10 protein-coding genes are annotated in these 13,193 nt (G+C 74.5%); 9 read left to right on the forward strand and 1 reads right to left on the reverse strand.

What is annotated here, in order from left to right:
• Positions 1–5: 5 nt before the first annotated feature.
• Positions 6–725 (reverse strand): MBL fold metallo-hydrolase, encoded by a 720-nt coding sequence (locus tag GQS52_RS18790; RefSeq protein WP_182314532.1) that lies wholly within the window; start codon positions 723–725, stop codon positions 6–8.
• Between the two features lie 213 nt (positions 726–938).
• Here GQS52_RS18790 and hrcA point away from each other — a divergent pair, with 213 nt between their 5' ends.
• From hrcA to GQS52_RS18835, 9 genes are all read left to right on the forward strand, one after another.
• Positions 939–1,955 carry a heat-inducible transcriptional repressor HrcA gene (gene hrcA / locus GQS52_RS18795; RefSeq protein ID WP_182314533.1) on the forward strand — a complete coding sequence of 339 codons (1,017 nt, stop codon included), beginning with the start codon at positions 939–941 and terminating at the stop codon, positions 1,953–1,955.
• Positions 1,956–3,095 carry a molecular chaperone DnaJ gene (gene dnaJ / locus GQS52_RS18800; RefSeq protein WP_182314534.1) on the forward strand — a complete coding sequence of 380 codons (1,140 nt, stop codon included), beginning with the start codon at positions 1,956–1,958 and terminating at the stop codon, positions 3,093–3,095.
• A 237-nt stretch (positions 3,096–3,332) separates the two neighbouring features.
• A complete protein-coding gene (locus GQS52_RS18805) occupies positions 3,333–4,502 on the forward strand; it encodes a nitronate monooxygenase (protein ID WP_182314535.1) in 1,170 nt (389 codons plus the stop codon).
• The gene (locus GQS52_RS18810; protein ID WP_182314536.1) at positions 4,499–5,248 is read left to right on the forward strand and encodes a 16S rRNA (uracil(1498)-N(3))-methyltransferase; all 750 of its coding nucleotides are present in this window, start codon (positions 4,499–4,501) and stop codon (positions 5,246–5,248) included. The genes GQS52_RS18805 and GQS52_RS18810 overlap by 4 nt, the downstream gene beginning before the upstream one ends.
• 271 nt (positions 5,249–5,519) lie before the next feature.
• On the forward strand, positions 5,520–7,022 hold the full coding sequence (locus GQS52_RS18815) for an aldehyde dehydrogenase family protein (protein WP_182314537.1): 1,503 nt from the start codon (positions 5,520–5,522) through the stop codon (positions 7,020–7,022).
• Between the two features lie 249 nt (positions 7,023–7,271).
• Entirely contained in the window at positions 7,272–8,816 is a 1,545-nt protein-coding gene (locus GQS52_RS18820; RefSeq protein ID WP_182314538.1) for a GMC oxidoreductase, read from the forward strand.
• Entirely contained in the window at positions 8,813–9,958 is a 1,146-nt protein-coding gene (locus GQS52_RS18825) for a betaine/proline/choline family ABC transporter ATP-binding protein (RefSeq protein ID WP_182314539.1), read from the forward strand. Before GQS52_RS18820 ends, GQS52_RS18825 begins: the two co-directional genes overlap by 4 nt.
• Positions 9,959–10,092: 134 nt before the next feature.
• Positions 10,093–12,045 (forward strand): ABC transporter permease subunit, encoded by a 1,953-nt coding sequence (locus GQS52_RS18830; RefSeq protein ID WP_259371152.1) that lies wholly within the window; start codon positions 10,093–10,095, stop codon positions 12,043–12,045.
• Positions 12,046–12,119: 74 nt separating this feature from the next.
• Positions 12,120–13,109, forward strand: a complete 990-nt coding sequence (locus tag GQS52_RS18835; RefSeq protein ID WP_182314540.1) for an ABC transporter substrate-binding protein — start codon at positions 12,120–12,122, stop codon at positions 13,107–13,109.
• The last annotated feature ends 84 nt before the right edge of the window (positions 13,110–13,193 follow it).

The raw sequence follows: 13,193 nt of genomic DNA on the forward strand, positions 1-13,193 counted from the left end.
GCCGGTCACGGCACGCCGAAGCGGCGGGCCAGTTCCTCCCGCTGGGCCCGGACGAAGCGGGCGTCCACCGTGGCGCCGTGCCCGGGGACGTACAGCGCCGTCTCCCCGCCGAGTTCCAGCAGCGCGTCCAGGGTGGCGGGCCACTGCCGGGGCTCCGCGTCCCAGCCGTCCTGCGGGGGGCCGGACTCCTCGACCAGGTCGCCGCAGAAGAGCACGGGCGGGGTGCCGGGGACCAGCACTGCCAGGTCGTGGCCGGTGTGCCCGGTGCCGGGGCGGGCCAGGACGACGGGCCGCCCGCCCAGGTCGATCTCCAGGCGGTCGCCGACCTCGGTGCGGGGCAGCACCAGGGCGTCGGCGGCCACGGCGGCCTGCTCCGGGTCCACGCCGTGCCGTACCGCGTCCGCGCACAGCTCGTCCCGGTTGCGGCGCAGGTACCGGCCCAGACCGCGGGCGCCGATCACCTCGACCCCGGCGAAGGCCGCCGTGCCGAAGACGTGGTCGAAGTGGCCGTGCGTCAGGGCCACGTGCGTGGCCGGCCGGCCGGTGAGGGCGTGCAGGTCGCGCCGGAGCGCGGCGCCCTCGGCCAGTGTCGATCCGGTGTCGACCACGAGCATCCCGTCGGTGCCCACCACGACGCCGACCGTCGCGTCGAGTCCGGGGAGCCTGCGCCGCGCGCACCCGGTGGCCAACCTCTCCCAGCGTGCCTCTTCCCATCCGTGCTCCACACCGCGACGCTAGCGGTGTCCGGCGGCGCCCGCAGGCGCGGGGCGCACGGTGGTACGACGGCAGTACTCGGCGGTACGGTGTCCGGCCGGTCCTTGTCGAGCTTTCGGGACCCGGCCGTACACTGGCACGGGAAGCCTGGCACTCGACAGGACAGAGTGCCAGAAACGGGCAGGGAACGGCATCGGGACCTGCGGTCTGGAGGTGAGCGCGAAGTGCTGAACGAACGCAGGCTCGAGGTGTTGCGCGCCATCGTCCAGGACTACGTCGGGACGGAGGAGCCGGTCGGCTCCAAGGCGCTCACCGAGCGGCACAACCTCGGCGTCTCTCCCGCGACGGTCCGCAACGACATGGCGGTGCTGGAGGAGGAGGGCTTCATCGCCCAGCCCCACACCAGCGCCGGCCGGGTGCCCACCGACAAGGGCTACCGGCTCTTCGTCGACCGGCTCGCGGGCGTCAAGCCGCTGTCGTCCGCGGAGCGCCGCGCCATCCAGAGCTTCCTGGACGGCGCGGTCGACCTGGACGACGTCGTGGCCCGCACGGTGCGCCTGCTCGCGCAGCTCACCCGGCAGGTGGCGGTCGTCCAGTACCCGTCGCTGACCCGGTCCACGGTGCGCCACGTCGAGCTGCTGGCACTGTCGGCGTCCCGCCTGATGCTGGTGCTCATCACCGACACCGGGCGGGTGGAGCAGCGGCTGGTCGACTCGCCGACGCCGGTGGGGGAGACCCTCCTGGCCGACCTGCGGGCCCGGCTCAACAGCAAGGTCGCCGGGCAGCGCTTCGCGGACGTGCCGCAGCTGGTGCAGGACCTGCCCGACGCCTTCGAGCCCGACGACCGGCCCGTGGTCTCGATCGTCCTGTCCACGCTCCTGGAGACCCTCGTGGAGGAGACCGAGGAGCGGCTGATGATCGGCGGCACGGCCAACCTGACCCGTTTCAACCACGACTTCCCCCTCACCATCCGCCCGGTCCTGGAGGCCCTGGAGGAGCAGGTCGTCCTGCTCCGCCTCCTCGGGGAGACCAAGGACTCGGGGATGATGGTGCGGATCGGCCACGAGAACGCGCACGAGGGGCTCAACTCCACCTCGGTCGTCTCGGTCGGCTACGGTTCGGGCCGCGAGGCGGTCGCAAAACTCGGCGTGGTCGGACCGACCCGCATGGACTACCCCGGAACGATGGGAGCGGTACGCGCAGTGGCACGTTACGTCGGACAGATCCTCGCGGAGTCGTAGGTGGCCACGGACTACTACGCGGTGCTCGGCGTCCGTCGCGACGCGGGCCAGGACGAGATCAAGAAGGCGTTCCGGCGCCTCGCCCGCGAGCTGCACCCGGACGTCAACCCGGATCCGAAGACCCAGGAGCGGTTCAAGGAGATCAACGCCGCCTACGAGGTGCTCTCGGACCCGCAGAAGAAGCAGGTCTACGACCTCGGCGGCGACCCGCTCTCCTCCACCGGCGGCGCCGGCGGCGCGGGCGGTTTCGGGGCCGGCGGCTTCGGCAACTTCAGCGACATCATGGACGCCTTCTTCGGCCAGGCGACGCAGCGCGGCCCGCGCTCGCGCACCCGCCGCGGCCAGGACGCCATGATCCGCCTGGAGGTCGAGCTCGACGAGGCGGCCTTCGGCACCACCAAGGACATCCAGGTCGACACCGCCGTGGTGTGCACCACGTGCAGCGGCGAGGGCGCGGCCCCGGGCACCTCCGCCCAGACCTGCGACATGTGCCGCGGCCGCGGCGAGGTCAGCCAGGTCACCCGGTCCTTCCTCGGGCAGGTCATGACCTCCCGGCCCTGCCCGCAGTGCCAGGGCTTCGGCACGGTCGTGCCCACCCCGTGCCCGGAGTGCGCGGGCGACGGCCGCATCCGCTCCCGCCGCACCCTCACCGTCAAGATCCCGGCGGGCGTGGACAACGGCACCCGGATCCAGCTGGCCGGCGAGGGCGAGGTCGGCCCCGGCGGCGGCCCGGCCGGCGACCTGTACGTCGAGATCCAGGAACTGCCCCACCCGGTCTTCCAGCGGCGCGGCGACGACCTGCACTGCACGGTCACCATCCCGATGACCGCGGCGGCGCTGGGCACCAAGTGCCCGCTGGAGACCCTGGACGGGCTGGAGGAGATCGACATCCGGCCCGGCACCCAGTCCGGCCAGTCCATCCCGCTGCACCAGCGCGGCGTCACCCACCTGCGGGGCGGGGGGCGCGGCGACCTCATCGTGCACGTCGAGGTGACCACCCCGACCAAGCTGGACGCGGAGCAGGAGGACCTGCTGCGCCGCCTGGCTGCGCTGCGCGGGGAGGAGCGGCCCTCGGGCACCTTCGCCCCCGGCCAGCAGGGCCTGTTCTCCCGGCTGAAGGACGCCTTCAACGGCCGCTGACCCGGCCGCGCAGCCCTGACGGCCGACCCGGCCGCGGGGCCGCAGGCCGGTCCGTCTCCGGTGCGCCCCGCCCCCGTCCGCCCGACCCGGCGGCGGGGGCGGGGCGCACTGCTGCCGCCCTCCCGGCCCGTCCCGACCCCGGTCCCGTCCTGCCCCTGTTCCCGGTCCCGTTCCCGGTCCCGCTCCCCGTGCCCGCCCGGCTACGGACCGGTTCCGGTGCCGTGGCACGATGGGTCCATGCCCCTCGGCCCCCTCCTCCAGCACCCCGTCGTCCAGGCCCCGATGGCGGGCGGCGCCTCGCGGCCCGAACTCGCCGCCGCCGTCTGCGAGGCGGGCGGCCTCGGCTTCCTCGCCGGTGGCTACAAGAGTGCCGAGGCGGTGCAGGAGGAGGTCCGCGCGCTGCGTGCGCTGACCCCGCAGCCCTTCGGCGTCAACCTCTTCCTCCCGCAGAACCCCTCCACCGACCCTGCCGCGGTCGCCCTCTACGGCGAGCACCTGGCGGGTGAGGCCGCCTGGTACTCCACCCCGCTCGGCGACCCGAACCGGGGCGGGGACGACGAGTTCCACGCCAAGCTGACCCTGCTGGTGCGCGACCCGGTGCCGATGGTGAGCTTCACCTTCGGCTGCCCGACCCGGGAGATGCTGGACGCGCTGCGCGAGGTCGGCACCGTCACCGCGGTCACCGTGACCACGCCCGCCGAGGCCGTCGCAGCCGAGGCCGCCGGGGCGGACGTGCTGTGCGTCCAGGGGGTCGAGGCCGGCGGGCACCAGGGCACCCACCGCGACGACCCCGGGCAGGACGGGGCCGCGCTGGGACTGCTGGCGCTCCTGCCGCAGGTGCGCGAGGCGGTGGACCTGCCGATCGTGGCGGCGGGCGGCATCGTGCGCGGCTGCCAGATCGCCGCGGTCATGGCGGCCGGGGCGGACGCGGCCCAGCTGGGCACGGCCTTCCTGCCCTGCCCCGAGTCCGGCGCCCACCGGCTGCACAAGAAGGCCCTGACCGACCCGTCGTTCACCCACACCGAGCTGACCCGGGCGTTCTCCGGCCGCCCGGCCCGCGGGCTGGTCAACCGTTTCATGCGCGAGCACGGCCCCTACGCGCCCGCCGCCTACCCCCAGGTGCACCACCTGACGGCCGGGCTGCGCCGGGCCGCGGCCGCCGCCGGCGACGCCCAGGGGATGGCCCTGTGGGCCGGGCAGGGCCACCGGCTGGTCCGGGAGATGCCCGCGGGCGACCTCGTCCGGCTGCTCGTGGACGAACTGCACGAGGCGTGGACGCACCCGTACGGCACCGGGGCCCGGGAGCAGGCGGGCCCGCCCGGCACCACCCCCGGCACCACGACCCCTGTCACCACGACCCCCGGCGCCGCGGCCACCGCGGCGCCCGCGGACGGAGCCCTCGGATGACCGCCCCCGTCTTCGTCGTCCCCACCGACGTCCTGGCCGCCGCCACCCCCGGCGCCCACCTCCTCCTGGACGGCCCGGAGGGTCGCCACGCGGTGTCCGTGCGGCGCCTCGGCCCGGGCGAGGAGATCGTGCTCTCCGACGGGGACGGCCGGGCGGCGTTCGGCCACGTCCACGCGGTGGAGGGCAAGGACCACCTGTACGTCGAGGTCGAGGGCATCCGCTCCGACCCGGGGCCCAGCCCGCGCATCACCGTCGTCCAGGCGCTGCCGAAGGGCGACCGGGGCGAGCTGGCCGTGGAGACGATGACCGAGACCGGTGTGGACCGCATCGTGCCCTGGGCGGCCTCGCGCTGCATCACCCAGTGGCGGGGCGAGCGCGGCCCGAAGGCGCTCGCCAAGTGGCGGGCCACCGCCCGCGAGGCCGGCAAGCAGTCGCGGCGCCTGCGCTTCCCCGACGTGGAGGAGCTGATGTCGACCCGGCAGGTGGCGCAGTTGCTCGCCTCCGCGTCCTTCGCCGCCGTGCTGCACGAGGAGGGCTCGCACGCCCTGGCCACCGCCGAGCTCCCCGCCGGGGGCGAGATCGTGCTGGTCGTCGGGCCCGAGGGAGGGGTGAGCCCGGAGGAGATCGAGGAGTTCCGGGCCGCGGGCGCCGCGCCGTACCGCCTGGGCGCCAGCGTCCTGCGCACCTCCACCGCCGGGGTCGCGGCGACCGCCCTGCTCCTGGCCCGCACCGGCCGCTGGAACTGACACCCGCCCCCGCCCCTCCCTCCGTCCCTCCCCCCAACTGCACCCCTTTCCGGGGGCGCCGTGCCGCGTCGGCGACGAGCCGGACGCGGCGTCGGCGTGTCCGGCGCGGCCCCTCCGGCGCGCTGGCCGGTTTGTGCGTTTTTCTGTGTTATTGCTGGTGACCCCCGCCACATCCTGCGGGAAATTGTGCATACGTCTCCGCTTCCCGGGCACGGCTCGCCTTCGCTGCCAATGGCAGAGAGTCACCGAACAGCCAGGAAGGCGACACGCAGTGTCAACAGTCGAGAGCATTCATGTGGACGGGGTCTGGAAGCAGGCCGCGTCCGGAGGGACGAGGGAGGTCGTCGACCCTGCGGACACCGAGGTGATCGCCGTCGTCGCCGAAGGGGGCGCGGAGGACGTCGACGCGGCCGTGGCCGCGGCCTGCCGCGCCTTCGACACCGGCCCGTGGCCCCGCACCCCCGCCGCGGAGCGCGCCGCGCTGCTGCACCGCACCGCGGACCTGCTGCGGCGCGACCGCGAGGAGATCGCGCTGGTCGAGAGCCGCGACACCGGCAAGACCCTCGAGGAGGGCCGGGTCGACGTGGACTGCGTCGCCGACGCCTTCCGGTACTTCGCCGACCTGGTCGCCGGGGAGCCCGCCGGACGCGTGGTGGACGCGGGCACCCCGGAGGTGCACAGCGTCGTCGTGCACGAGCCGGTGGGCGTGTGCGCGCTGATCACCCCCTGGAACTACCCGCTGCTCCAGGCCAGTTGGAAGATCGCCCCGGCGCTCGCCGCCGGCAACACCTTCGTCGTCAAGCCCAGCGAGGTCACCCCGCTGTCCACGCTCCGCCTGGTCGCGCTGCTGGCCGAGGCGGGTCTGCCCGCCGGCGTGGCCAACGTGGTCACCGGCGCGGGCGACCCCGTCGGCGCCCGCATGAGCGAGCACCCGGACGTCGACCTGGTCTCCTTCACCGGCGGCCTGGCCTCCGGCACCAAGGTGATGGCCGCCGCGGCCGCCGGGGTGAAGAAGGTCGCCCTGGAGCTGGGCGGCAAGAACCCCAACGTGGTCTTCGCCGACGCCTGCGCCACCGACGAGGGCTTCGACACCGCCGTCGACCAGGCGCTGAACGCGGCATTCATGCACAGCGGCCAGGTCTGCTCGGCCGGCAGCCGCCTGATCGTCGAGGAGTCCGTGCGCGAGCGGTTCGTCACCGAACTCGCCCGCCGCGCCGACCTGGTCCGGCTCGGCCGCGGCACCGCCGACGGCGTCGAGTGCGGCCCGCTGGTGTCCGCGCAGCAGCTCGCCCGCACCGAGGAGTACGTGGCCTCCGCCCTGGCCGAGGGAGCCGTGCTGCGCTGCGGCGGCACCCGGCCCGAGCCGGACGCCGACCGCCCCGCGGCCGGCTACTTCTACCGGCCGACCGTCCTGGACCACTGCGACCGCACGATGCGCGTCGTCCGCGAGGAGGTCTTCGGCCCGGTCCTGACCGTGGAGACCTTCCGCACCGAGGACGAGGCCGTCGCCCTGGCCAACGACACCGAGTACGGCCTGGCCGGCGCGGTGTGGACGTCGGACGCCGGGCGCGCCCGGCGGGTGGCCGGCCTGCTGCGCCACGGCACCGTGTGGATCAACGACTTCCACCCCTACCTGCCGCAGGCGGAGTGGGGCGGCTTCGGCAAGTCCGGCATCGGCCGGGAGCTGGGCCCCTCCGGACTCGACGAGTACCGGGAGGCCAAGCACGTCTACCAGAACCTGAACCCGCGGCCCGTCCGCTGGTTCCGCGGCTGAACCCCGCGGAACCGGCGGCCGCAGGGACCGCACCGCAGGAAGCAGGAAGCAGGAAGCAGGAAGCAGGAAGCAGGAAGCAGGAAGCAGGACACCGGACGCCGGTGCCAGCGCACGGACGTCCGGCCGCCGCACAGCCCCGGGCCGTCCAGCTCCGGGCCGCACCGTCCCGGGCCCGGCCGCCCTGCGCCGCACAGCCCTGTACCGGGCCGCCGTACCGGCCCGCAGAAGATCACGAGGAGCGCTACCCCCATGCCCGTACCTGACACCTACGACTACGTCGTCGTCGGCGGCGGCACCGCAGGATCGGTGATCGCCTCCCGGCTCACCGAGGACCCGGACGTCACCGTCGCCGTCATCGAGGGAGGACCGTCCGACGTCGACCGGCCCGAGGTGCTCACCCTGCGCCGCTGGCTCGGCCTGCTCGGCGGGGAACTCGACTACGACTACCCGACCACCGAGCAGCCGCGCGGCAACTCCCACATCCGGCACAGCCGCGCCCGCGTGCTCGGCGGCTGCTCCTCGCACAACACCCTGATCAGCTTCCGGCCCCTGCCGTCGGACTGGGACGAGTGGGCCGGTGCGGGCGCGAAGGGCTGGGACGCCGCCTCCATGGACCCCTACTTCGACCGCCTGCTGAACAACATCGTCCCGGTCGACGAGAAGGACCGGAACGCCGTCGCCCGCGACTTCGTCGACGCCGCGGCGAAGGCCCTGGGCGTCCCCCGCGTGGAGGGGTTCAACAAGGCCCCCTTCCACGAGGGCGCGGGCTTCTTCGACCTGGCCTACCACCCGGAGGACAACAAGCGCTCCTCCGCCTCCGTGGCCTACCTGCACCCCTTCCTGGACCGCCCCAACCTGCACCTGATGCTGGAGACCTGGGCGTACCGGCTGGAGCTGGAGGGCGACCGGGCGACCGGGGTGCGGGTGCGCAGCGCCGACGGCGCGGAGAAGCTGGTCGCCGCGGCCCGCGAGGTCGTCCTGTGCGCCGGGGCCGTGGACACCCCGCGCCTGCTGCTGCACTCCGGCGTCGGCCCGGCCGCCGACCTGTCGGCCCTGGGCATCGACGTGCGCCACGACCTGCCGGGTGTCGGCGAGAACCTCCTGGACCACCCCGAGTCGGTGATCGTCTGGGAGACCGACGGGCCCATCCCGGACAACTCGGCGATGGACTCCGACGCGGGCCTGTTCGTGCGCCGCGACCCCGCTTCGCCCGGGCCCGACCTGATGTTCCACTTCTACCAGATCCCGTTCACCGACAACCCCGAACGGCTGGGCTACGAAAGGCCCGAGCACGGGGTGTCGATGACCCCGAACATCCCCAAGCCGCGCAGCCGCGGACGGCTCTACCTCACCAGCGCCGACCCGTCGGTCAAACCCGCCCTGGACTTCCGGTACTTCACCGACGAGGACGACTACGACGCGCGCACCCTCGTCGACGGGATCAGGCTGGCCCGCGAGATCGCGGCGACCGAGCCGCTGGCCGGCTGGCTCACGCGCGAGGTGTGCCCCGGCCCGCAGGTCACCACCGACGAGGAGATCAGCGAGTACGCGCGCCGCGCCGCGCACACCGTCTACCACCCCGCCGGCACCTGCCGGATGGGCGCCGCGGACGACGAACTGGCCGTCGTGGACCCGGAACTGAGGGTCCGCGGGCTGGACGGCGTCAGCATCGCCGACGCGTCCGTGTTCCCCACCATGACCGCCGTCAACCCCATGGTCGCCGTCCTGATGCTGGGGGAGAAGGCGGCCGAACTGCTCCGAACCCGACCCCGCACCGGAGGAGACGCCCGATGACCACCACCGCACCCGTGCCCGCACCCGCGCCCGCGACACCCGGCGGGAAGAACCGGCCGGGGGACGCGCCCGCGCCCGTGTTCTCCGTCCGCAACCTGTGGAAGGTCTTCGGCCCGAAGGCCGAGCGGATCCCCGGCAGCGAGGCGGCCGGCCTGTCCGCCGCCGAACTGCGCGAACGCACCGGCTGCACCGCCGCCGTGCGCGACGTCTCCTTCGACGTCCACCCCGGCGAGGTCTTCGTCGTCATGGGCCTGTCCGGCTCCGGCAAGTCCACGCTGGTGCGCTGCCTGACCCGGCTGATCGAGCCGACCAGCGGCTCCCTGTCCATCGACGGCGAGGACGTCCTGGGCATGGACCGCTCCCGGCTGCGCGAACTGCGCCGCCGCCGCGCAGCCATGGTCTTCCAGCACTTCGGCCTCCTGCCGCACCGCACGGTCGTCGACAACATCGCCTACGGGCTGGAGATCCAGGGTGTGGGCCGCGCCGAACGCCGCCGCCGGGCCGCCGAGATGCTGGAGAAGGTCGGCCTCGCCGGCATGGGGCGCCGCCGCCCCGCCCAGCTCTCCGGAGGCCAGCAGCAGCGCGTCGGCCTCGCCCGCGCCCTCGCCTGCGACCCCGAGGTGCTGCTGTTCGACGAGCCGTTCAGCGCCCTCGACCCGATCGTCCGCCGCGACATGCAGGACGAGGTCGTCCGCCTGCACCGCGAGGAGGGACGCACCATGGTCTTCATCACCCACGACCTGTCCGAGGCGCTGCGCCTGGGCGACCGGATCGCGCTGATGCGCGACGGCCGCATCGTGCAGCTCGGCATCCCCGAGGAGATCGTGGGCTCCCCGGCCGACGACTACGTGCGCGACTTCGTCCGCGACGTCCCCCGCGAGCAGGTCGTCACCGCCCGCACCGCCATGCGGCCCGCCCGCGGCGACGAGGCGGAGTCCTCCGGCCCCGCGGTCTCCCCGGACGCCACCGTCGCCTCCGTCATCGAGGCGGTCGCCCGCACCGGCGGCCCGGCCAGGGTGATGGACGGCCGCAGGTGCCTGGGCGTCGTCGACCAGCAGCGGCTGCTCGCCGTCGTCGCGGGAATCACCCCCGACGCCGCCCCCGCCGCCCCTGCGGCCCCCGGCACTGCGGAGGCCGCGTGAGTACCGCCACCGCCGCGCCGACGGACGACTCCCGCACCGGCACCACCCGCAACGCCGTCGGCGCCGGCACCGCCCGCGGGCCCGCCCGGCCCGCTGCCCCCGCCCCCCTGGCCCCGCCCCCGGCCGTCGGCCGCCTGCGGCGCGCCCTCGACCCGGGGACGGCCCGCGGCAAGCTCGCCCGGCTCGCCCTGGCCGCCGTCGTCCCGGTGGCGGTCGCCGCCGTCCTGTGGGGCAGCGGCACCTGGCCGGCCGCGCTCACCGTCGACGCCACGGCGCCGCTGGACCGGGTCAGCGACTGGATCGTGGACAACCGCGAGACCCACTGGGTCTTCCTGTACGTCCTGCTGCACTGGAGCAACACGGCGATCGACGCGATCGACGGCGTCTACCTGCTGCTGCGCTGGCTGGGATGGGCCGGGACGGGCACGGCCGCCGTGCTGCTGTCCTGGCGCGCCGCGGGCGGGGGCCGCCGGGGGCTGCGGGTGGCCGTCACCACCGCCGCGGTGTTCGCGGCCTGCGGACTGCTGGGCATGTGGGAACCCACCATGGTCACCCTCGCCCTGATGGCGGTCTCGGTCGCCGCCGCCGCCGTCCTCGGCGTGCTGCTGGGCCTGGCCGCCGGACTGTCCGACCGCGTCCACCGCGCGCTGCGGCCGGTCCTGGACACCATGCAGGTGCTGCCGGCCTTCGCCTACCTCCTGCCGTTCGTGCTGGTCTTCGGCATCGGCAGCCCGGCCGCCCTGTTCTCCACCGTCATCTACGCCGCCCCGCCGATGGCCCGGCTCACCGCCATGGGCCTGCGCGGCGCCGACCCCGGCGTGCTGGAGGCGTCCGCCTCGCTGGGCGCGAGCCGCCTGCAGCGCCTGCGCACCGCCCGGCTGCCGCTGGCCCGCGCCGAGATCCTCCTCGGCCTGAACCAGACCATCATGATGGCGCTGTCCATGGTCGTCATCGCCTCCGTGATCGGCGCGGGCGGCCTGGGCGACGAGGTCTACCAGGCCCTGGCCACCGTCGACGTCGGCCGCGCACTGGCCGCCGGCATCCCGATCGTGCTGCTCGCGGTGTGGCTGGACCGCACGACCGCCGCCGCGGGGGAGCGGCTGGACGACCCCGTCCGCGCCGACGGCTTTGGCCCGCTGCGCACGTGGGCCGCCCGGGCCGCGGCGCCCGCCGCCGTCGCGGCAGCCGTCACCGCGGCCCTCGCCGCCCGGGCCGCCGGGGCGACGGCCTGGCCCGAGGGCTGGACCGTGGCGATCGCCCGGCCGGTCAACCTGGCCAAGGACTGGATCGTCGCCAACCTCTCCGAGGGCGTCCCCGTGGTCGGCGGCACCCTGGTGTGGGCGGGCAACTTCACCGAGTGGCTGCTCAACCCGCTGCGCGACGGGCTGCAGGCCATGCCCTGGTGGTCGGTGCTGCTGCTGGTCGCGGCCCTCGCACGGCTGGTCGGCACCTGGCGCACCGCCGCCACCGCCACCGCCGCCATGGCGGCGGTCGGCGTCCTCGGCGTGTGGGGCAGGTCCCTCAACACCCTCTCCCAGGTCCTGGCCGGCCTGGCCGTCACCCTGCTGCTCGGCATCGCCGTCGGCATCCTCGCCGCCCGCGTCCGATGGGTGGAGCGGGCCCTGCGCCCGGTGCTCGACACCTTGCAGACGATGCCGCAGTTCGTCTACCTGATCCCCGTGGTGGCGCTGTTCAACGTCGGACGGGCCGCCGCCGTGGCCGCCGCCGTGGTCTACGCACTGCCCGCCGTCGTCCGCATCACCACCCAGGGCCTGCGGCAGGTCGACCCGGCCGCCATGGAGGCCGCCCGGTCCTTGGGCGCCACCGGGGTGCAGCAACTGCGCCAGGTCCAGCTGCCGCTGGCCCGGCCGGCGCTGCTGCTCGCCGTCAACCAGGGCGTCGTCCTGGTCCTGGCCGTCGTCATCATCGGCGGCATGGTCGGCGGCGGGGCGCTCGGCTACGACGTGGTCAAGGGCCTGTCCCGCGGCGACCTCGGCCTCGGCCTGGTGGCCGGCACGGCCATCGTCTGCCTCGGCCTGGTCCTGGACCGGGTCACCCAGCCCGCCGGCGCGAGGACGAAGCAGTGACCCCGAACCCGAAGCCGGCCCCGAAGCCGAACCCGATTCCGGCCCCTGCCGCGACCAGAAGGAGCACCCCTCCCGTGCACACCGGCGAACGGCCCCGGACCCCGGCCCGCGCCCGGACCCGGACCCGGACCCGCGTCGCCGTCGCCGCCGCCTGCGCGCTCGGCACTCTCGTGCTGAGCGCCTGCGGCGCGGCGGAGACCGGCAAGCAGAGCCTGGCCGACAGCAACACCGTCAACCTCACCGCCCCGTCGTGGGTCGGCGCGGAGGCCAACACGGCGGTCGCCGCGCACCTGCTGGAGGAGGAGCTCGGCTACAACGTCAGGACCCGGCAGATGGGCGAGGTCCTCGCCTGGGACGCCCTCAGCCGCGGCGACGTGGACGCGATCCTCGAGGACTGGGGCCACCCGCAGGAGGAGAAGCGGTACGTCGAGGAGAAGAAGACAGTCGTGTCCGGCGGAGACCTCGGCGTCACCGGCCACATCGGCTGGTTCGTGCCGAAGTACTTCGCCGACGAGCACCCCGACGTCACCGACTGGAGGAACCTCGACAAGTACGCCGACGAGCTGAGGACCCCCGAGAGCGGCGACAAGGGCCAGCTCCTGGAGGGCTCCCCGGACTACGTCACCAACGACGAGGCGCTCATCAAGAACCTGGACCTGGACCTCAAGCCCGTCTACGCGGGCAGCGAGGCCACCCAGATCACCCAGATCCGGCGCAGCGCGGAGAACCGGAAGCCCTTCCTCACCTACTGGTGGACCCCGCAGTGGCTCAACGCCGAGGTCGAGATGGTCGAGGTGGAGCTGCCCGAGCGCACCGAGGGCTGCGACGCGGACCCGGAGCGGATCGACTGCGCCTACCCGAAGACCCCGCTGCAGAAGTTCCTCAACGCCGACTTCGCCGAGAACGGCGGCAGGGCGGCGCAGTTCCTGAAGAACTTCCGCTGGACCGAGGACCAGCAGAACGAGGTCGCGCAGATGATCGCCGGCGAGAGGATGCCTGCGGAAGAGGCCGCCGAGAAGTGGGTCGAGGAGAACCCGCAGGTCTGGAAGAAGTGGATCCCCTGACCCCCTGACGCCCCGCGCCCGACGGCCCGTCGGGGGAACCGCACCCGTGGATCTCCCGGCGGGCCGTCAGTGCGTCGCCGGCAC

The organism is Streptomyces sp. SCUT-3 (assembly GCF_014083985.1).
Lineage (GTDB): Bacteria > Actinomycetota > Actinomycetes > Streptomycetales > Streptomycetaceae > Streptomyces_H > Streptomyces_H thermolineatus.

Coding starts and splice junctions, on each gene's coding strand:
- GQS52_RS18810 (WP_182314536.1), top strand. CDS start 4,499: ATGACCGCCCCCGTCTTCGTCGTCCCCACCGACGTCCTGGCCGCCGCC.
- GQS52_RS18820 (WP_182314538.1), top strand. CDS start 7,272: ATGCCCGTACCTGACACCTACGACTACGTCGTCGTCGGCGGCGGCACC.
- GQS52_RS18825 (WP_182314539.1), top strand. CDS start 8,813: ATGACCACCACCGCACCCGTGCCCGCACCCGCGCCCGCGACACCCGGC.
- GQS52_RS18805 (WP_182314535.1), top strand. CDS start 3,333: ATGCCCCTCGGCCCCCTCCTCCAGCACCCCGTCGTCCAGGCCCCGATG.